General features: G+C 64.2%; 17 protein-coding genes and 1 pseudogene. 10 read left to right on the forward strand and 8 right to left on the reverse strand.

Features of this window, described 5'->3' with window-relative positions; genetic code table 11:
* A pseudogene (locus E1N52_RS32830) lies at nt 1-192 on the forward strand (MFS transporter); the annotation flags it as partial.
* Between the two features lie 24 nt (nt 193-216).
* Here E1N52_RS32830 and E1N52_RS32835 read toward each other — a convergent pair.
* The 3 genes from E1N52_RS32835 to E1N52_RS44260 all read right to left on the reverse strand — a co-directional run bounded on the left by E1N52_RS32835 (nt 217) and on the right by E1N52_RS44260 (nt 1,389).
* The gene (locus E1N52_RS32835) at nt 217-486 is read right to left on the reverse strand and encodes a hypothetical protein (protein ID WP_133187737.1); all 270 of its coding nucleotides are present in this window, start codon (nt 484-486) and stop codon (nt 217-219) included.
* A gap of 72 nt (nt 487-558) precedes the next feature.
* Entirely contained in the window at nt 559-993 is a 435-nt protein-coding gene (locus E1N52_RS32840; RefSeq protein WP_133187739.1) for a DoxX family protein, read from the reverse strand.
* A gap of 234 nt (nt 994-1,227) precedes the next feature.
* Nucleotides 1,228-1,389 carry a hypothetical protein gene (locus E1N52_RS44260; RefSeq protein ID WP_165979491.1) on the reverse strand — a complete coding sequence of 54 codons (162 nt, stop codon included), beginning with the start codon at nt 1,387-1,389 and terminating at the stop codon, nt 1,228-1,230.
* 196 nt (nt 1,390-1,585) lie between these two features.
* Between E1N52_RS44260 and E1N52_RS32845 the strand changes: the two genes are divergently transcribed.
* The 7 genes from E1N52_RS32845 (at nt 1,586) to E1N52_RS32875 (ending at nt 11,815) form a co-directional block, all read left to right on the forward strand.
* A complete protein-coding gene (locus tag E1N52_RS32845; RefSeq protein WP_133187741.1) occupies nt 1,586-2,416 on the forward strand; it encodes a helix-turn-helix domain-containing protein in 831 nt (276 codons plus the stop codon).
* Nucleotides 2,417-2,908: 492 nt separating this feature from the next.
* On the forward strand, nt 2,909-6,712 hold the full coding sequence (locus E1N52_RS32850; protein ID WP_133187743.1) for a nitrate reductase subunit alpha: 3,804 nt from the start codon (nt 2,909-2,911) through the stop codon (nt 6,710-6,712).
* Nucleotides 6,709-8,232, forward strand: coding sequence for a nitrate reductase subunit beta (narH, locus tag E1N52_RS32855; protein ID WP_133187745.1), 1,524 nt, complete (start codon nt 6,709-6,711; stop codon nt 8,230-8,232). The genes E1N52_RS32850 and narH overlap by 4 nt, the downstream gene beginning before the upstream one ends.
* Nucleotides 8,233-8,234: 2 nt before the next feature.
* Nucleotides 8,235-8,930: a nitrate reductase molybdenum cofactor assembly chaperone gene (gene narJ / locus E1N52_RS32860; RefSeq protein WP_133187747.1), complete on the forward strand. Its 696-nt coding sequence runs from the start codon at nt 8,235-8,237 to the stop codon at nt 8,928-8,930.
* 58 nt (nt 8,931-8,988) lie between these two features.
* Nucleotides 8,989-9,672 (forward strand): respiratory nitrate reductase subunit gamma, encoded by a 684-nt coding sequence (narI, locus tag E1N52_RS32865; RefSeq protein WP_133187748.1) that lies wholly within the window; start codon nt 8,989-8,991, stop codon nt 9,670-9,672.
* A 34-nt stretch (nt 9,673-9,706) separates the two neighbouring features.
* Entirely contained in the window at nt 9,707-10,495 is a 789-nt protein-coding gene (locus E1N52_RS32870; protein WP_133187849.1) for a peptidylprolyl isomerase, read from the forward strand.
* A gap of 33 nt (nt 10,496-10,528) precedes the next feature.
* Nucleotides 10,529-11,815 (forward strand): MFS transporter, encoded by a 1,287-nt coding sequence (locus E1N52_RS32875; protein ID WP_133187750.1) that lies wholly within the window; start codon nt 10,529-10,531, stop codon nt 11,813-11,815.
* Between the two features lie 43 nt (nt 11,816-11,858).
* Here the strand turns inward: E1N52_RS32875 and E1N52_RS32880 are convergent, their stop codons facing one another.
* Nucleotides 11,859-12,320 (reverse strand): universal stress protein, encoded by a 462-nt coding sequence (locus E1N52_RS32880; protein WP_133187752.1) that lies wholly within the window; start codon nt 12,318-12,320, stop codon nt 11,859-11,861.
* 843 nt (nt 12,321-13,163) lie between these two features.
* On the opposite strand from E1N52_RS32880, the gene flhD reads away from it, so the two are divergent.
* Both flhD and flhC read left to right on the forward strand, forming a co-directional pair.
* A complete protein-coding gene (flhD, locus tag E1N52_RS32885) occupies nt 13,164-13,484 on the forward strand; it encodes a flagellar transcriptional regulator FlhD (RefSeq protein ID WP_028202636.1) in 321 nt (106 codons plus the stop codon).
* An 11-nt stretch (nt 13,485-13,495) separates the two neighbouring features.
* On the forward strand, nt 13,496-14,098 hold the full coding sequence (gene flhC / locus E1N52_RS32890) for a flagellar transcriptional regulator FlhC (protein ID WP_069261691.1): 603 nt from the start codon (nt 13,496-13,498) through the stop codon (nt 14,096-14,098).
* Nucleotides 14,099-14,258: 160 nt separating this feature from the next.
* Here flhC and E1N52_RS32895 read toward each other — a convergent pair whose 3' ends face one another.
* From E1N52_RS32895 to E1N52_RS32910, 4 genes are all read right to left on the reverse strand, one after another.
* On the reverse strand, nt 14,259-15,584 hold the full coding sequence (locus tag E1N52_RS32895; RefSeq protein ID WP_133187754.1) for an Nramp family divalent metal transporter: 1,326 nt from the start codon (nt 15,582-15,584) through the stop codon (nt 14,259-14,261).
* A gap of 52 nt (nt 15,585-15,636) precedes the next feature.
* Entirely contained in the window at nt 15,637-16,827 is a 1,191-nt protein-coding gene (locus E1N52_RS32900; protein WP_133187756.1) for an acyl-CoA dehydrogenase family protein, read from the reverse strand.
* An 84-nt stretch (nt 16,828-16,911) separates the two neighbouring features.
* Complete coding sequence (locus E1N52_RS32905; RefSeq protein WP_133187758.1) at nt 16,912-17,568, reverse strand: methionine ABC transporter permease; 657 nt, start codon at nt 17,566-17,568, stop codon at nt 16,912-16,914.
* The gene (locus tag E1N52_RS32910; RefSeq protein WP_133187760.1) at nt 17,561-18,676 is read right to left on the reverse strand and encodes a methionine ABC transporter ATP-binding protein; all 1,116 of its coding nucleotides are present in this window, start codon (nt 18,674-18,676) and stop codon (nt 17,561-17,563) included. Before E1N52_RS32910 ends, E1N52_RS32905 begins: the two co-directional genes overlap by 8 nt.
* Nucleotides 18,677-18,707: the final 31 nt, after the last annotated feature.

The following is an 18,707-nucleotide window of genomic DNA, read 5'->3' on the forward strand; positions in this document are numbered from 1 at the left end:
GCGGCGTTCGGCGCGCTCGCGGGCGGGGCGGGCGCGGCGCAGGTGGTGGCCGGCCTGAGTGCGGAAACCGCGGTGTCGACGGCGCTCCTGCTCACGGCGGCCGGGCTGGCCTGGTTCGTGAAAACCGATCCGGCGCATGCGGGCGTGCGCCACACTGCGCCGGCGCGGATGAACGAATCGGAATCGCGCTGATGCAATCGCGAACCGGCGTGCCAATTACAGCGACGCCTCCTGGATCGCGCCGGAGTCGATTGCGCGCACGATCAAGCCGTCGTTCTGCGCCTTGCGGATGGCGTGAGCGATCAGCTGGTCGGGCTCTTCGAGCTCTGCCTTGAGCGCGCCGATGATCCCGCTGGCGTCGAGGATCACCAGCGTCTTCGCGGTAGCCGCGTAGCTGATGAACACGCGCCGCGTGCCGTCTTCCGCAAGACTCGCGCAGAACTGCTCGGTCTTGCCTGCCACGTTGAAGTCGAAGTTCTGTATCAAGGCCTGCTCCCTCTTCACCCGGTCGCCCGGTGGTTGTGAATCGACACTCGCGCCTCGCCCCACGCGAAGACGTCAGCCTCGCAGGCCGCCGCCGCGCGGTGCGCGCAAGCCATCAATGGAAGCACGTCCCGCGCCCGTCACGGTCAGCAGCAGGAAACCGCCCGCGATCGCGACGTTCTTCCAGAAATGAATGACCGCGTCCTGTTGCGCCGCAGCTTGGGTCATGTTCCAGAAGTCATGGCCGAGTATCGCCGTGACGATAGCGTACACGGCCAGCAGGAACGCAACCGCGCGCGTGCGCACGCCCAGCACGATCGCAATGCCGCCGAGCAGTTCGACGGCGGTCGCCACGATCGCGCCATACGAGGCATACGGCACACCCTTCGAGTGCAGGTAGCCGACGAACCCCGCGTATCCCAGCAGCTTCATGGCACCGCCCCAGAGAAAAAGAATGGCGAGCGCGATGCGAGCGATGAAGATGATGAAGGAATCGGCGGGACGGGTCATGGAGGGCTCCGGTATGCAATATCGGAATGACCGTGTGGCGCACGCTCAGTTCCCTCGATGTTGGATGGCAGTGGCGGATGAGGCGGCACGCAGAAGGGCGCGCCATGCGCCGGAGCGAAACAAACTAATTCGGGAATTGATTCGGAATGCTATGGAATTTGCCTGATGCGCCGTGGCGCGATTCGTTCGCGATGCCCCCGAGCAATTGCGCAAACCGACGCGGTGCTGGCACGCTCAATGCTTGTGATGCATGCCGTGCGGCCGATGCGCGTCGAGCCAGCGAGTCAGGCGCGCCTCGAGCGTGCCTCTGCTGCGGCGCGACACGGCCCACATGGCCGCGCACACCAGCAACATGACGCCTGGTCCGAGCAGATAAGCAGCAACGGTTTCCCTCATGGCAGTCTCCTCTGCGCGACGCCACAGTCCGTGAGAATTTTTATTCTAGGCGATAGCGCGGCACACGGTAAACGTCGTCCACGAATGCTGCGGGGGCGTAAACCCGAGGTTTTCATATATCCGTTGCTGGGTCGGCCGCTGCTTCTTTACCTCAGACGTAATCGCTCCGGCCACGCATTTCGCTAGAATCGGCGGCATGAACACGCTCGCCTCCATCCTCCCTGCCGCGCCGTCCGGCGCCGCACGCCTCAGCATCGGCGAAATGCTGCGCGACTGGCGCACGCGCCGGCGCATGAGCCAGTTGCTGCTCGCAACCGAAGCCGAGATTTCGACGCGCCATCTGAGCTTCGTCGAATCGGGCCGCGCGCTGCCGAGCCGCGAGATGGTCATGCATCTGGCCGAGCAGCTCGATGTGCCGCTGCGCGAGCGCAACGCGCTGCTCGTGGCCGCGGGCTATGCGCCGCTCTATCGCGAACGAGCGCTCGACGACCCGCAGCTCGCCGCCGCGCGCGAGGCTGTCGATCTCGTGCTGCGCGGCCACGAGCCGTATCCGGCCGTGGCCGTGGACCGCCACTGGAATATCGTCGCCACGAACGGCGCACTCGCGCCGCTCATCGGCGATGCTTCGCCCGCGCTGCTCGCCGCGCCGATCAATGCGCTGAGGCTTTCGCTGCATCCCGAGGGCATGGCGCCGCGCATCGTCAACTGGCACGCGTGGCGCGCGCATCTGCTCACGCGCCTGCAACGCCAGATCGATGCGAGCGCCGACCCCGTGCTCGCCGCGCTGCACGAGGAACTCGCGGCGTATCCCACGCCGCCTGGCGTTGCGAACGTGAGCGCCGAGCCGATCGCCAATCACATTGCCGTTCCGCTGCGCGTGCGCACCGTGCTTGGCGAACTGGCGTTCTACAGCACGACTACCGTGTTCGGCACACCGGTCGACATAACGCTATCCGAACTGGCAATCGAAGCGTTCTTTCCCGCCGATCCGCAAACCGCCCAGGCATTGCGCGACCACGCGCCTTGATGCCCGCAGGCGACCACGCAGAGTGCGCCGGAGAATATGTCGGGCCCGTGAAACGAGCTGGAATAGCCATTCCAGATTCATGCGCACACAACGATCGCGCAATTCAGCGTACTGCAATGTAATACGGCAGCGTAAATCTCAATCAATTACAAAAATAGTACGTCTTTTTGCTGTCAATTTACGCGTCAATTCCAGTTCGACGATGCTATCCGGAAAGCGCCGTGCTTCGCTCAACCGATAGATTCACCCATGAAATCATGGGTATTTCCTCTGTCCACGGAAAGCTTTAAAACACGAGTCGTTTTCAAACATATCCGCGCGGCAACGTGCGTTTTGCATATCTGACATTTCGCCATCTCCTCGACATAAATTTCAAAATGTCGTTATATCCAAATAAATACGTCGAAAGAGATTACATTCATCCTCTTTACTTCTTCTTGTTCCTACTTTTAAATACGGTTGTCCCTGACGCACACACAAGCTGGAGATGCCATGAGCCATTTTCTGGATCGTCTGCGTTACTTCACGGCGGCACGAACACAATTCGCGGACGGTCACGGCGCCGTCACAGACGAAGACCGAAAATGGGAGGAGGCGTACCGTACACGCTGGCAGCACGACAAAATCGTGCGCTCCACACACGGCGTGAATTGCACGGGCTCATGCTCGTGGAAGATCTATGTGAAGGGCGGCATTGTCGCGTGGGAAACGCAGCAAACCGACTACCCGCGCACGCGTCCTGACATGCCCAACCACGAACCGCGCGGCTGCTCGCGCGGTGCATCGTATTCGTGGTATCTCTACAGCGCCAATCGCCTCAAGTATCCGCTCGTGCGCAGCGCGCTCGTGAAGCTATGGCGCGAAAAGCGCCGCACGCTCGACCCCGTTGCCGCGTGGGCCGCCATTGTCGACGACGATGCCGCGCGCAAAAGTTATCAAACGCGGCGCGGTCTTGGCGGCTTCGTGCGGGCAGACTGGAGTGAAGTGCTCGAAATCGCGGCCGCAGCGAACGTGCACACCATCAAGCGCCACGGCCCCGACCGCGTGATCGGCTTCTCGCCCATTCCCGCGATGTCGATGGTGTCGTACGCGGCCGGCTCGCGCTATCTCTCGCTCATCGGCGGCGTGTGCCTTTCGTTCTACGACTGGTATTGCGACCTGCCGCCCGCGTCGCCGCAAACCTGGGGCGAGCAGACCGACGTGCCCGAGTCCGCCGACTGGTACAACTCGTCGTTCATCGTGATGTGGGGGTCGAACGTCCCGCAAACGCGTACGCCCGACGCGCACTTCATGGTGGAAGCACGCTATCGCGGCGCAAAGATCGTGTCGATCTTCCCCGACTACGCCGAAGGCGCGAAGTTCGGTGACATCTGGCTGCATCCCAAGCAAGGCACCGACGCGGCGCTCGCGCTCGCCATGGGCCACGTGATCCTCAAGGAGTATCACCTCGCCGGCAAGAGCGCCTATTTCGCCGACTATTGCAGCCGTTTCACCGACATGTCCTGCCTCGTCACGCTAGTCCAGCGCGACGGCCAGTACGTGCCCGACCGCTATCTGCGTGCGTCCGACTTCGACGGCGCGCTCGCGCAGGACAACAACCCGGAATGGAAGACCGTGGTGATCGACAGCGCGACCCACGAGTTCGCGGTGCCGCTCGGCTCGGTGGGCTTTCGCTGGGGCCAGCAGGAAGGCGCCGATCGCGGCAAGTGGAACCTGCGCGAAGAAGGCGTCAATGGCGCGCCGCTCAAGCCCGCGCTCTCGCTCGTGGAAAAGCACGACGACGTGGTGGACGTGCTGTTCCCCTACTTCGGCAACGTCGCGCATCCGCACTTCCCGCACACCTCGCACGGACCGGTGTTGAGCCGGCGCATTGGCGTGCGGCGCGTGGCGACGCCCGCCGGCGAGCGGCTCGTCGCCACCGTCTACGATCTCTTCGTGGCGAACTACGGGCTCGACCAGGGCCTGGGCGGCAAGGATCTCGCGCACAGCTACGACGACGACGTGCCCTACACGCCCGCGTGGCAGGAAGCGATCACGGGCGTGAAGCGCGCGGACGTCATCAACGTCGCGCGCCAGTTCGCCGAGAACGCCGACAAGACCGAAGGCCGTTCGATGGTGATCATCGGTGCGGGCATCAATCACTGGTTCCACATGGACATGGCGTATCGCGCCATCATCAACATGCTCGTGATGTGCGGCTGCGTCGGCAAGTCCGGTGGCGGCTGGTCGCATTACGTGGGCCAGGAAAAATTGCGCCCGCAAACGGGCTGGACCGCGCTCGCATTCGCGCTCGACTGGAACCGGCCGCCGCGCCAGATGAACGCCACCTCGTTCTTCTACGCGCACACCGACCAGTGGCGCTACGATCCGATGAATCCCACCGACCTGCTTTCGCCGCTCGCGAACAAGGCCGACTACCACGGCGCACCGATCGACTACAACGTGCGCGCCGAGCGCATGGGCTGGCTGCCTTCGGCTCCGCAACTCACGAGCAATCCGCTGGAGCTTGGCCGCTCGCTCGAAAGCCCCGCGAAGGCCGGCGCCGAAGTCGTGCGCCGCCTGAAAGACGGCAGCCTCAAGCTCGCCTGCGAGGACCCCGACAACCCCGCCGTGTTCCCGCGTAACCTGTTCGTGTGGCGCTCGAACCTGCTCGGCTCGTCGGGCAAGGGGCACGAGTACTTCCTCAAGCATCTGCTTGGCACAACGAACGGTGTGCAAGGCGAGGAAGTGGTGAAGGACGGCGTGCCGCGTCCCGAAGAAGTCGTCTGGCATGAGGAAGCGCCCAAGGGCAAGCTCGATCTGCTCTGCACGCTGGACTTCCGCATGTCCACCACCTGCATGTACTCGGACATCGTGCTGCCCACGGCCACGTGGTACGAGAAGGACGACATGAACACGTCGGACATGCATCCGTTCATTCACCCGCTTTCCGCTGCTGTAGACCCCGCATGGCAGGCGCGCAGCGACTGGGAAATCTTCAAGGCGATCGCGAAGCGCTTTTCCGAATTGAGCGTGGGCCATCTCGGCGTGGAGCGCGACGTGGCGCTCGCGCCCATTGCGCACGACGCCGCGGGCGAACTGGCCCAGCCCTTCGGCGTGGACGACTGGAAGCGCGGCGAATGCGAACCGGTTCCGGGCAAGACCATGCCGGGCGTGGTTACTGTCGAGCGCAATTACCCCGAGACGTATCACCGCTTCACTTCGCTCGGGCCGCTCATGGACAAGCTCGGCAACGGCGGCAAGGGCATTAGCTGGAATACAGAAGATGAAGTCCACGAGCTCGGCGCGCTGAACTACCGCGACCAGTCCGAGGACGCCGGCGACGCGAAGGGCCGCCCGCGCATCGAGACCGCGCTCGACGCCGCGGAGACGATTCTCTCGCTCGCGCCCGAAACCAACGGTGCAGTCGCCAAGAAGGCGTGGGAAGCGCTTTCGAAGTTCACGGGCATCGAGCACGCGCATCTCGCCGAAGCCCGCGCCGACGAGAAGATCCGCTTCCGCGATATCCAGGCACAGCCGCGCAAGATCATTTCGTCGCCGACGTGGAGCGGCATCGAGTCGGAGCACGTGTCGTACAACGCGGGTTATACGAACGTGCACGAGCTGATTCCCTGGCGCACGCTGAGCGGCCGCCAGCAGCTGTACCAGGACCACGCGTGGATGCGCGCGTTCGGCGAGGCGCTGTGCGTGTACAAGCCGCCTATCGACACGGGCAGCTACGAAAAGATGGCCGGCTCGCGCTCGAACGGCAACCCCGAGCTGGCGCTGAATTTCATCACCCCGCACCAGAAGTGGGGCATACACAGCACCTACACCGACAACCTGCTGATGCTCACGCTCTCGCGCGGCGGCCCGATCGTGTGGATTTCGGAGAAAGACGCGGCGCAGATCGGCGTGGTCGACAACGACTGGATCGAGTGCTTCAACGCGAACGGCGCACTCTGCGCGCGCGCCGTGGTGAGCCAGCGTATTCCGCGCGGCATGGTGATGATGTACCACGCGCAGGAAAAGATCGTGAATACGCCGGGGTCCGAAATAACGGGCACACGCGGCGGCATTCACAACTCGGTGACGCGCATTTCACTCAAGCCCACGCACATGATCGGCGGCTATGCGCAACTCGCTTACGGCTTCAACTACTACGGCACGGTAGGCTCGAATCGCGATGAATTCCTCATCGTGCGCAAGATGAAGAACGTCGACTGGCTCGACGCCGAGGAAACACCCGTTGGTCCCTTGCCTGCCGCCGTCGAAGCGGCTGTGAAACCGGCCGTCCGCGAAGGAGAAAGCTCATGAAAGTGCGTGCGCAGATCGCGATGGTGCTGAACCTCGACAAGTGCATTGGCTGCCATACGTGTTCGGTCACCTGCAAGAACGTCTGGACGAGCCGCGAGGGGATGGAATACGCGTGGTTCAACAACGTCGAGACGAAGCCAGGCATCGGCTACCCGAAGGAATGGGAAAACCAGGAGCGCTGGCGCGGGGGCTGGGTGCGCAAGGCCGATGGCCAGATCGAGCCGCGTCTGGGCGGCAAGTGGCGCTTGCTTGCGCAAATCTTCGCGAATCCACATCTGCCGGAAATCGACGACTACTACGAGCCCTTCACGTTCGACTACGCGCATCTGCAGGAAGCGGGCAATACGAAGGCCACGCCCGTTGCGCGGCCGCGCTCGCTCGTGAGCGGCGAGCGCATGGAGAAGATCGAGTGGGGCCCGAACTGGGAAGAGATTCTCGGCGGCGAGTTCGAGAAGCGTTCGAAGGACTATAACTTCGAGAACGTGCAGAAGGAAATCTACGGCCAGTTCGAGAACACCTTCATGATGTATCTGCCGCGCCTGTGCGAGCACTGCCTGAATCCGGCATGCGTGGCGGCGTGCCCTTCCGGGTCGATCTACAAGCGCGAGGAAGACGGCATCGTCCTGATCGATCAGGACAAGTGCCGCGGCTGGCGCATGTGCGTTTCGGGCTGCCCGTACAAGAAGATCTACTTCAACTGGAAGAGCGGTAAGGCCGAGAAGTGCATCTTCTGCTATCCGCGTATCGAAGTCGGTCAGCCCACTGTGTGCTCGGAAACCTGCGTGGGACGCATCCGCTACCTCGGCGTGCTGCTCTACGACGCCGATCGCATTCAAGAGGCCGCGAGCGTCGCCGACGAAAAGGATCTCTACCAGGCGCAGCTCGACGTATTCCTCGACCCGTTCGATCCCGCCGTGATCGAGCAGGCCGCGCGCGACGGCGTTCCGCAGGCGTGGATCGACGGCGCGCAGCGCTCGCCCGTCTACAAGATGGCGATCGACTGGCGCATTGCCTTCCCGCTGCACCCCGAGTACCGCACGCTGCCGATGGTCTGGTACGTGCCGCCGCTCTCGCCCATCAACGCGGCCGCCAATAGCGGCGAACTCAGCATGAACGGCTGGCTGCCCGACGTGCACTCACTGCGCATTCCGCTGCGCTACCTCGCGAACCTCCTGACCGCCGGCGACGAAAAGCCGGTCCAGGTCGCGCTGGAACGTCTGCTCGCCATGCGCGCGTTCATGCGCGCGCGCCAGGTCGACCGCGTGGACGCCCCTCAGGTGCTCTCGCAAGTGGGGCTCTCGCTCGCACAGGTCGAGGAGATGTACCGTTATCTCGCGATCGCGAACTACGAAGACCGCTTCGTGATTCCCACCACGCACCGCGAGTACGCGGAAAACGCCTTCGACCTGCGTTCTTCGTGCGGCTTCACGTTCGGCAATGGCTGCTCGGACGGCAAATCGGAGGCGAGCCTGTTCGCGCCAAAGAGTGGGCATCGCAAGATTCCCATTCAGGAGATCTGATCATGTTCGCGGCTCGTCCCCAGCCCATGACGTACCGGCTCGTTGCGTCGCTGCTCGAGTACCCCGATGCGACGCTCATCGAGGCCGTGCATGAACTGCGCGCGATCGTGCGCAGCGAGCGCGCGTTCGGCACCGAGGCGCGCGAGAAACTCGAGCGCTTCCTCGACTATCTCGGTTCGCGCGATCTGCTCGCGTTGCAGGAGAACTACGTCGCGTTGTTCGATCGCGGCCGCGCTACGTCGCTGCATCTGTTTGAGCACGTGCACGGCGAGTCTCGCGACCGCGGCCAGGCAATGATCGACCTCGTCCAGACCTATGAGAAGCACGGCATGCTGTTGCAGCCCGGCCAGTTGCCCGACTATCTGCCCGTGTTTCTCGAATACCTCTCGATTCTGGAGGCGAACGACGCGCGTGCGCTGCTGGGCGAGACTGTAGCGATCCTGCAATCGATTACGGAAGAGCTGAGCCGGCGCAATAGCCACTACGCGTATGTGATCGGCGCGCTGCTGCCGCTCGCGGGCGCGGGCGGCGCCGACCTGCCCGATGCCGCGCACGACGACGACGCGGGCAAGCCGCATGACAAGGAGCATCTGAGGGCGCTCGACGCGGCCTGGGCCGACGAACCTGTGCAATTCATGGGCGCGGAGCGCCCGGCCATCGCGCCCGTGGAGTTCCACCCGCGGCGAGCACCACGCTGAAGAGAACGCAACACGCCAGCTGAGCACGTTGTTCGAACACCGCAAGCAAGGAGCCGTCATGGGCCAATACTTCCATCAGTTTCTGTTCGGCATCTATCCGTATATCTGCCTTGCGGTGCTGCTGTTCGGCTCGCTCGTGCGCTTCGACCGCGAGCAGTACACGTGGAAGAGCGACTCGTCGCAACTGCTGCGGCGCGGCGCGTTACGCCTTGGCAGCAACCTGTTCCACTGGGGCATTCTGGTCGTGGTGATGGGTCACTTCGTCGGCTTTCTCGCGCCGCACTGGCTCGTCGCGCCGTTCATCTCGGCCACCGTGCACCAGTTGCTCGCGATGGTCGCGGGCGGCGTGGCCGGCAGCTTCGCCATTGTCGGGCTCACGATCCTGATCGTGCGACGGCTCGGCGACACGCGCATCCGCGTGAACAGCAAAGGGTCGGACATCCTCATCGTGTTCATGCTGTGGGCGCAGCTCGCGCTCGGCCTCGCGACCGTGGTGCTCTCGGCGCAGCACATGGACGGCCTGATGTTCGAACAGCTCACCGATTACGTGAAAGGCGTGGTGACATTCCGGCCCAATATCGCCGGGCTGCTCGACGGCGTGCCGCTCGTCTATCAAACCCATATCGCGCTCGGCTTCACGATCTTCCTCGTTTCGCCGTTCACGCGCATGGTCCATATCTGGAGCGGCATCGCTTCGGTGTTCTATCTGATCCGTCCGTACCAGCTCGTACGCAAGCGCTAAATCACGACAACCGGAACCAGGAGCGCTATCGATGATGAATGCGGTCCCCAATGAAGAGCAGCGAGACCAGCCCGCCCGCGTGAATGACGTCGAGATCGGGCTCGCGGCAATCGAGGCCGAGCGCGGCAATCACGCCGACGACCCGGACCCCGCGCTCGCCGCGCGGCGCACGCTCGTCGTGCACGAACTGCTGCGCCAGCGCGCCGTGGCGCTGGATCTGCTCGCGCCTGACGCCGAACTCGACGACAGCGCGATGGACGCGCTGCTGGAACGCGAGCTGCGCGTGCCCGAGCCCACGCGCGAAGACTGCGAGCGCTACTACACGCAGCACGCGAAGCGCTTCGTGCGCAACGAACTCGTGTACGCGAGCCATATCCTCTTCGCCATTACCGATCGCGTGCCGCTCGCGCTGCTGCGCCAGAAGGCCGAAGAAACGCTGCGCGAATTGCAGCAGGCGCCCGACACCTTCGAGGCGCTGGCGCGCCAGTTCTCGAACTGCCCCTCGGCGGGCGTGGGCGGCAGCCTTGGGCAGCTCACGCGCGGCGACACGGTGCCCGAATTCGAAGCAGCGCTGTTCGACTGCGCCGACATCGGCGTGCTGCCGCGTCTCGTGCGCACGCGCTTCGGCTTTCATCTCGTGCGCGTGGATCAGCGCGTACCGGGCAATCCGGTGCCCTACGACGAAGTCTCCGGCGACATCGCGCGCTTTCTCAGCGAGCGCGTGCGCCATAAGGCCATCCAGCAGTACGTATCGATCCTGGCTTCCGAAGCAACGCTCGAAAATGCGGCGCTGGAAGCCGCGACGAGCCCACTCGTCCAGTGAAGTCGATGTGCACCCCCACGCGATGGAGGCAACATGAATCTGCGTAGCGAACCGGCGCGCCCCGCAGCGAGCGCAGCTCAGCCCGAGAAAGTCGGCGCGAGGGCATGGTCAGTCCTGCTCGTCAGCACGCTCGCGTTTCTCGTCTGTTTCGTAGTGTGGATGATGTTCGGCGTGCTCGGCGTGCAGTTGCGCGACGAACTGCAGCTCAACAGCACCGAGTTCGGCCTGCTCACCGCCACGCCCGTGCTGACGGGCGCGGTCATGCGCTTGCCGCTCGGCGCGTGGACCGACCGCTTCGGCGGGCGCATTGTCATGACCACGCTGCTCGTGGTCTGCGCCGTGCCCGTGTACATCGTCAGTTATGCGAGCGAACTGTGGCAATTCCTGCTCATCGGCCTCTTTCTCGGCTGCGTGGGCGCCTCGTTCGCGGTGGGTACGCCGTATGTGGCGCGCTTTTTCCCGCCCAGCCAACGCGGCTTCGCCATGGGCTTTTTCGGCGCGGGCACAGTGGGCGCCGCCGTCAACCTGTTCGTCACGCCGCAGTTGCAAAACCTCTACGGCTGGCGCTTCGTGCCGCGCGTCTATGCCGTCGCGCTGGTCGTGACCGCCGTGATTTTCTGGCTCGGTTCGGCGCGCGACCCGGGCGCCGGCAAGTCGGGCGGCTCGCTGCTCGACTCGTTCAAGGTGCTCGCGGACCCGCGCGTGTGGCGGCTGTGCCAGTACTACTCGATCACCTTCGGCGGCTTCACGGCGCTCTCGCTGTGGATTCCGCAATACCTGAAGGCCGAATACGGCATGTCGCTCGTCATGGCTTCGGCGTTCGCCGCGGGCTTTTCGCTGCCAGGCTCGATCCTGCGCGCCGTGGGCGGCGTGCTCGCCGACAAGCTCGGCGCGCACACCGTCACGTGGTGGGGCCTGTGGGTGGCGTGGATCTGTCTCTTCATTCTCTCGTATCCGCCCACGGACTTCGTGATCCATACGATCGACGGCCAGGCGGCGCTGCATATCAGCATGCCGGTGTTCGGCTTCGTTGCGGTGGCCTTCGTGCTGGGCGCGGTGTTCGCGTTCGGCATGGCCTCGACGTTCAAATACGTGGCCGACGACTTCCCCACCAACATGGGCATCGTGACCGGCATCGTCGGGCTGGCGGGCGGCCTGGGCGGCTTTCTGCTGCCGATCCTGTTCGGCATCCTGCTCGACTGGCTCAAGATCCGCTCGAGCTGCTTCATGCTGCTCTACGGCATCGTGTGGGTCTCGCTGATCCTGCTCTACATCTCCGAGGTCAAGCGCACGCCAATTCTTGGCCAATCCAGCGCCTGAGCGCACAGCAGTTACATTTGCTTTACGGCGCCTGCGCGGCGGCTCAGGCCGCCGCCTTCGCGGGCTCAGGGTCCGCCGCGGTGACAACCAGCACGCTGCACGACACGCGGTCGAGCAGCAGGCGGTCGTCGCGCCCATCCCACCAGCGCTTGAGCGGCCCGCGCCGGTGGTGCGCCACCACGATGAGATCGGGCTGGAGTTCCGCGCAGTAGCTTGCGATCACGTCGATCGGCCGGCCCACCACGAAGTGCCCCGTTGCCACGAGCCCCTTGTCCTGCAGGCACGCCACCCCGTCACGCAGAATCTCGCGCGCCGCTTCTTCCGCGGCTTCGAACGGCACGGCGGACGCGATGTCCGTCCCCCATTGCAGCGGCGCCTGGTCGAGCACGGCCAGCAAATGCGTTTGCGCGTGGCATTCGCGCGCAAGGTCGGCACCCTCACGCAAAGCCCGGCGGCCTTCGCGCGTTGCGTCGTAACACAGCAGAATCCTGTTGAACGAGGCCATGATCCCTCCCCCGATGATTCCCGGCGCCGGGCGGGCGAACGTGCCGTACCCGAAATGCCGCTTTCATTATGCCAGTTGTATCACGTCATGATATACATGAAACGTCGGCTCTCGCGCGCGGCATACGTGGTCAGTTACATGGCCGGTGTGTTACCGGGCGCAGCCCTCACCGAAGCACTACCCTTATTGACCTGAATCCGCGCAAAAATCCAGCCCGACCCGGATTGCGCCTCGACAAGCGGCTCGCAAACGTTTCACACGCGCGATCTCTGCGCAATATCCAGCCTGCATATTTTCCAAAAACCAACGGCGCATCCCACCGTCTGCACTCGTAACATCTCAGTTACACATTGCCCTGTTACAGGGCGCCAGGGTCGAAACACCTGTTACAACTTAATCGTCATAGGTATTAATCCGCAGACCCGTATTTTTTACCTGTCAACCCAACTTCTTTCTAAACGTTTATTCCAGCGGGCCGCCGTTTTCCGCCTTTCGCTGATTCGTTGCGCATGCATCGACGGTCTGGCGGAAACCCTGATAAACCAAGGCTCTACGGTCCGTTTTCCGGATCAGACCAGAGCCGCGGCGGCTTGCCGCAAGCCGGGTTTCAAATTGCAGCAAAACTTACCGAAAATAATTTACAACAGTACGATTATTTTTGATCCGAGGGATTGATTTCTGAGATAAGCCCTCATACAATTCCCTCCAAGGTTGTTACGAGATGTAACAACCTGTATCAAAGAGTCAGATCGAGCCAAAGAGCGAAGATCGACCACAAGACCAGAAAAGATACAACGGCGAAAAAGCCGGGGGGTTAAATTCGGGGCTTCGGAAACTAGAGAAATGGACCGTAGCAGCGAGACGCTGGAATCTATCCGCGAAATTAATTTGTCGTATCTGATGCTCGCACAGCGCATGCTGCGCGAGGACAAGCCGGTCGGCATGTTCCGACTGGGACTGTCGTCGGAACTGGCCGATCTGCTTGGCGCTCTGTCGCTCGCGCAGATCGTCAGGTTGGCCTCTTCCGACCAACTTCTCTGTTTTTTCCGCTTCGACGACCATGCGATGTTGTCCGCGCTCACGCAGACTTCGAAGCATGCCGACGTGGCGGCTACCCATGCGGCCATCCTGCTTGCGGGACAGCCGGCTGGTCAATTCGCCTGAGGGTGACGTCCATGACTACGCGGCGCAGCCTCACCGAAGACGCTCAGGAAGTATTCCGCGCGATCGCACTGATCGAGCTGGGCGCACGCATGCAGGTGCTCGAAAGCGAACTCACGCTCTCGCGCGACCGCATGATCCGCCTGTATCGCGAGATCCGTGGCGTATCGCCACCCAAAGGTATGCTGCCGTTCTCGGCGGACTGGTACATGACGTGGCTGGCCAACATCCACGCCTCGCTGTTCTATAACACGTACCTGTTCCTCAAGAACGAAGCGCGTTGCTCGCATCTCGACGCGCTCACCAAGGGGTTCCGGCTGTATCTGGAACACTGCCGCCACAGCGGGGCCGAGCCGGCGCTCGACCTGACGCGTGCGTGGACCCTGGTGCGTTTTTTCGATGCCGATATTCTGCAGTTGACGCCTTGCTGCCGTTGCGGCGGTAAATTCGTCGCGCATCGCCACGACCTTCAGCACAACGTCGTGTGCGGCGCATGCCAGCCTCCTTCGCGAGCCGGCAAGACGAAAAAGGCGGCTGCAGCGCGACGGGGCGCCGAGCAGACCGAGAGCGACCTTCCGGCAGTTGTAACGTCGGATGGCATTGCCGAGGCTGCGTAAGCGTAGGAGAGCAGATCCGGATTAACCGGACGCGAGACCAAGACGCGAACCCGTCCGGTGCCTGAGCGCACCGGACGGCGAAGCGCTTTCTGATTGCCGCTTTGCTTGCCGCCTTTGATTGCCGCCTGTATGGCGCGCGCCTGTTACACCTTCCCTGCTTTTAGTTTCCGCTGAACGTCTGCCAGACGAGCCACAGGTTCGCCGCCGAAATCACGACGAACAGGAACCACGCCAGCAGCCGCGTGGGGAACCGGTTCACGAACTGGCCCATCAGCGCACGATCGTTCGTCATGCGAATGAGCGGCCAGAGCGCGAACGGCAGTTGCAGACTCAGCACCACCTGGCTTGCCACCAGCAGCTTGCCCACCGCGCCGTTGCCGAGCAGCGCAACGCCCGCGAAAGCGGGGATCAGTGCGAGCACGCGCGTAATGAGCCGCCGCTGGTAGCACGGAATCTTCATCTGCAGGAAGCCTTCCATGATGACCTGGCCCGCCACGGTGCCCGTGAACGTCGAACTTTGCCCGGAGGCAAGCAGCGTGATCGCGAACAGCACCGCCGCCGCGCCCGTGCCGACGATCGGCGCGAGCAGCTTGTAGGCCTGTTCGATATCGGTGACCTCGGTGTGCCCGTTGGCGTGAAACGCCGCCGCGGCCAGAATCAGGATGGCCGCGTTGATGAGCAGCGCGATCAGGAGCGAGACGATCGTGTCGAGCCGCGAAAGGCTGATGGCCTGCGCGAGGCTTGCGGGATCACGCTTGACGGCGCGCGTCTGCACGATCGACGAATGCAGGTAGAGGTTGTGCGGCATGACGGTCGCGCCCAGAATGCCGATCGCCAGGTATAGCGGCTCCACCGAGGAAATGGCGTGCCACGACGGCACCGCGCCCGCGAATACCGAGGGCCAGTGCGGCTTCACAAGCGCGAGCTGGATCACATAGCCCAAGCCTATCGTGGCGATAAGCCCGGCCATGATCGCCTCGAGCGAGCGGAAATTCTTGCCCTTCAGGCCCAGCACGATGAGTGTGTCGAACGCCGTGAGCACCACGCCCACCATCAGCGAGCAGCCCAGCAGCAAGTGGAACGCGAGCGCGCCGCCCAGCACCTCCGCAAGATCGCAGGCGATGATCGAAAGCTCGGCGAGCACCCACTGGCCGAGCGCCACGGGCCTTGAATAGCGCTCGCGCGAAAGCTCCGCCAGATCGCGCTGCGTGACGATGCCAAGGCGCATGGAAAGGCATTGCAGCGCAATTGCCGCGAGGCTCGAGAGCACGACCACGAACAACAGGCTGTAACCGTAGCGCGAGCCCGCCTCGATATCGGTGGCCCAGTTGCCCGGGTCCATGTAGCCGATCGACACCAGCAGGCCAGGGCCAGCGAATTGCCAGAACTTCTTCCAGAACGGCGCGCGCGGCGAAACCTCGATACTGCCCTGCACTTCGGACGGGCAAAACGGCGCCGTTGCCGTGGTCGGTAGTCGGAACTCCAACGGTTCGATCCTCAAGGGTTGACGCGTCGCGGCACGTGCCGCGATCGAGCCCTCAAGTGTACAGCGTCGGCTGCGGCACTTCTCTCAAGAGCGTAAAGCGGCCCACGTCGCGCAGGCGGTAGTCGAGCGGATCGTGCAGCGTATGCACGCGCGCATTGCGCCAGAATCGGTCGAGCGCGAGCGCCGCGCCCGTGGCGCGTGCGCCGCACGCCTCGAAAAGCTGCTCGCCGCCCTGGAGCGCGGCGCGATGCGCGACGATTTTCGCCTCCGAAATCGCGAGCGAGACTTCGGCACGCGAGGCCGTGCTCAACGTCTCGCCTTCGTCCCACGCGGCGTCGAGCAACGCGCCCGCGCGATCGGCCAGCACCGCCGCCGCGAGCGACTGCACACGCATTTCGCCAAAGCGCTGCTGCAGGAACGGGTCGTCGGCCACGTGCTGCACGCCCGAATTGACCCACGGGCGGCCGTTCGCGAGCACATAGGCGCGCGCCTCTTCGAGCGCGCCTTCGGCGAGGCCCACGAAGAGATTCGTCAGCACACCCTGGGAGACCAGCGTGCGCAGCGTGGCGCGCGGCGTGTCGGGGCGCTGCAGCACTTCGTCCGCGCGCACCTCCACGTTCTCGAACGACACCGTGCCGCTATCGGTCTGGCGCTGGCCTATCGGGTCCCAGTCGTCGTGCACCGTGATCCCGGCGCGCGTGGTGGGCACGACCGCGAACACCGGGCTGCCAGTAGCGGGATCGTGCGCACTCACGGTCATCATCTGCGACCCGTAGGTACCCGAACAGAATCCCTTCTTGCCATGCAGACGCCAGCCGCCTTCCCTTCCCGGCTGCGCGACGAGCCGCGTGTCGATGGGATTCACGGCATTGCCCCACCACCAGCGATGCTCGACAGTGCCTTGCAGCCAGTTCGCGCGCTGCGCGGCGCTGCCCCACAATTCGACGCTCGCCACCTGCAAGCACTGGAAGCCGAGCAGATGTGCAAGCGCGCTGTCGACGCGCGCGAGCTCGCGGATGGTCGCGTAGATGTCGCTCCAGCGCACGCCGTCCCGGCCGAACTGCCCGCCGAATTCGCGCGGCACGGCGAGCGTGAGCAACCCGGCGTCGGCAATGCGCTGCTTTTCGGCGGCCGCGTGACCGCCCGCGAGATCGCGCTGTGCGGCGTTCGCGCGCAGCGCTTCGAGCAGCGCGGCAAAACGCGCGTCCTGTTCCTGCCCGCGTGGGCGCTGTGCTTCGTTCATACCCTTAGTTCCCGAATGTGATGCCCTAAAAGCGAAGCGCGCAGCAAGCGGGCTGCGCGCGTCATGTCGAACGGCCTGCGCCACTCAGGTGCGCCGCAAAAGACGCCGCACCAGCATGTCGCCCGTGAACTGCACCGCCGCGACGATCGCGATCAGCAGCACGATCACGGTGACCATGACCGTCGTGTCGAAGCGTTGATAGCCGTAGCGAATCGCGAGGTCGCCGAGACCACCCGCGCCGACGGCGCCCGCCATCGCGGAGGAGCCGATCATCGCCACCACGGTGATCGTGAAGCCGCCGAGCATGCCGGGCAGCGCCTCGGGCAGCAGCACATGCCACACGATATGGCGGCGCTGTGCGCCCATGGCCTGGGCCGCCTCGATCAAGCCGCGATCGACTTCGCGCAAGCTCACTTCGGCCACGCGTGCAAAGAACGGAATGGCGGCGATGGAAAGCGGCACCACGGCGGCCCACACGCCAATGGTCGTGCCAACGAGGAAGCGCGTGAGCGGCAGCAGCGCGACCAGCAGGATGATGAAGGGCGTGGAGCGGAATGCATTGACGAGCGCGCCCAGCGTGGTGTTGAGCGCGGGCCGCTCCAGAATGCCGCCGCGCGCGGTCGTGACGAGCAGCAGTGCGATAGGAATACCAATCAGGAGTGCGAATACCGCCGATACGCCGACCATCAGCAACGTGTCGCGTATCCCTTCGAGGAGTTCGGTGATCCACACGTCAGACATAGCCGAGCACCTCCACGCGGCTCGCATATCCACGCGCCCGCTCGGCGAGCGACACGGCTTCGGCGGCGCTCAGCACCGGCGCGGAAACGACTAGCCGCCCTTGCGCGCGCCCTTGAATCCTCTCGATACCGCCATGCACGAAGCGCACGCCCTGCACGCCGAACGCCTGCGCGAGCGTGGCGAGTTCGGGCTCTTGCGCCGCTTCGCCGGTGAAGCGCACGTCAAACAGCGCGTGTGCGCCCGCTTGCGGCGAAGCGTGAATACGCGCCGCCAGGTCGTCGGGCAACTCGTGGCCGGGCGTGTGCAGCAGCGCGCGCGTCGCATCGTGTTGCGGATCGCCGAACACGCGCCACACGGGCCCCTGCTCCACCACCTCGCCGCGCTCGATCACCGCGACCGTGTCGCAAACGTCGCGTATCACTTCCATCTCGTGCGTAATGAGCACGATGGTGACGCCGAGCCGCCGGTTGATGTCACGCAGCAGCGCGAGAATGGCACGCGTGGTTTCCGGGTCGAGCGCCGAAGTCGCCTCGTCGCAGAGCAGGATATCGGGCTCGTGCACGAGCGCGCGTGCAATGCCCACGCGCTGCTTCTGACCGCCGGAAAGGCGCGCGGGCCACGCGTCGCGTCGTTCGCTCAAGCCGACGAGATCGAGCAGCACGTTCACGCGCGCCTCGATGTCGGCCTTCGGCATACCCGCGATTTTGAGCGGCAGTGCGATGTTGTCGTGCACGGTCTTGGCGGAAAGCAGATTGAAGTGCTGGAACACCATGCCGATACGTCGCCGCAGCGCGACCAGAGCGCGCTCGTCGAGTGCGCCCACGTCCACGCCGTTCACTTGCACGCTGCCGCTCGTGGGCTTTTCGAGCCCGTTGACGAGCCGCAGCAGCGTGGACTTGCCCGCGCCGCTGCGCCCGATGATGCCGAACACCTCGCCGCGCGCCACCTGCAAGTCGACGCCCGCGAGCGCCGCCGGCGCGCCTGCCGCGTAAGTCTTGCCGACGTTTTCGAACACGACCGCAGGCTGCGACGCATCGGCATTGCCCTGCGCCTCGCCCGCCGCCGGCCCCGCCTCGATAAAGCGCGTCGCTCCGAACCATTTCATCATTGCTGCTCTCCTCGTGCGTAGATTGCGCGCG

It is taken from the genome of Paraburkholderia guartelaensis (genome assembly GCF_004353905.1).
Lineage (GTDB): Bacteria > Pseudomonadota > Gammaproteobacteria > Burkholderiales > Burkholderiaceae > Paraburkholderia > Paraburkholderia guartelaensis.

What these genes read in the sequence shown, in the direction of transcription:
- E1N52_RS32840 (WP_133187739.1), bottom strand. Translation starts at nt 993, where the DNA reads ATGACCCGTCCCGCCGATTCCTTCATCATCTTCATCGCTCGCATCGCG.
- E1N52_RS44260 (WP_165979491.1), bottom strand. Translation starts at nt 1,389, where the DNA reads ATGAGGGAAACCGTTGCTGCTTATCTGCTCGGACCAGGCGTCATGTTG.
- E1N52_RS32845 (WP_133187741.1), top strand. Translation starts at nt 1,586, where the DNA reads ATGAACACGCTCGCCTCCATCCTCCCTGCCGCGCCGTCCGGCGCCGCA.
- E1N52_RS32850 (WP_133187743.1), top strand. Translation starts at nt 2,909, where the DNA reads ATGAGCCATTTTCTGGATCGTCTGCGTTACTTCACGGCGGCACGAACA.
- narH (WP_133187745.1), top strand. Translation starts at nt 6,709, where the DNA reads ATGAAAGTGCGTGCGCAGATCGCGATGGTGCTGAACCTCGACAAGTGC.
- narJ (WP_133187747.1), top strand. Translation starts at nt 8,235, where the DNA reads ATGTTCGCGGCTCGTCCCCAGCCCATGACGTACCGGCTCGTTGCGTCG.
- narI (WP_133187748.1), top strand. Translation starts at nt 8,989, where the DNA reads ATGGGCCAATACTTCCATCAGTTTCTGTTCGGCATCTATCCGTATATC.
- E1N52_RS32870 (WP_133187849.1), top strand. Translation starts at nt 9,707, where the DNA reads ATGAATGCGGTCCCCAATGAAGAGCAGCGAGACCAGCCCGCCCGCGTG.
- E1N52_RS32875 (WP_133187750.1), top strand. Translation starts at nt 10,529, where the DNA reads ATGAATCTGCGTAGCGAACCGGCGCGCCCCGCAGCGAGCGCAGCTCAG.
- E1N52_RS32880 (WP_133187752.1), bottom strand. Translation starts at nt 12,320, where the DNA reads ATGGCCTCGTTCAACAGGATTCTGCTGTGTTACGACGCAACGCGCGAA.
- flhD (WP_028202636.1), top strand. Translation starts at nt 13,164, where the DNA reads ATGGACCGTAGCAGCGAGACGCTGGAATCTATCCGCGAAATTAATTTG.
- flhC (WP_069261691.1), top strand. Translation starts at nt 13,496, where the DNA reads ATGACTACGCGGCGCAGCCTCACCGAAGACGCTCAGGAAGTATTCCGC.
- E1N52_RS32900 (WP_133187756.1), bottom strand. Translation starts at nt 16,827, where the DNA reads ATGAACGAAGCACAGCGCCCACGCGGGCAGGAACAGGACGCGCGTTTT.
- E1N52_RS32905 (WP_133187758.1), bottom strand. Translation starts at nt 17,568, where the DNA reads ATGTCTGACGTGTGGATCACCGAACTCCTCGAAGGGATACGCGACACG.
- E1N52_RS32910 (WP_133187760.1), bottom strand. Translation starts at nt 18,676, where the DNA reads ATGATGAAATGGTTCGGAGCGACGCGCTTTATCGAGGCGGGGCCGGCG.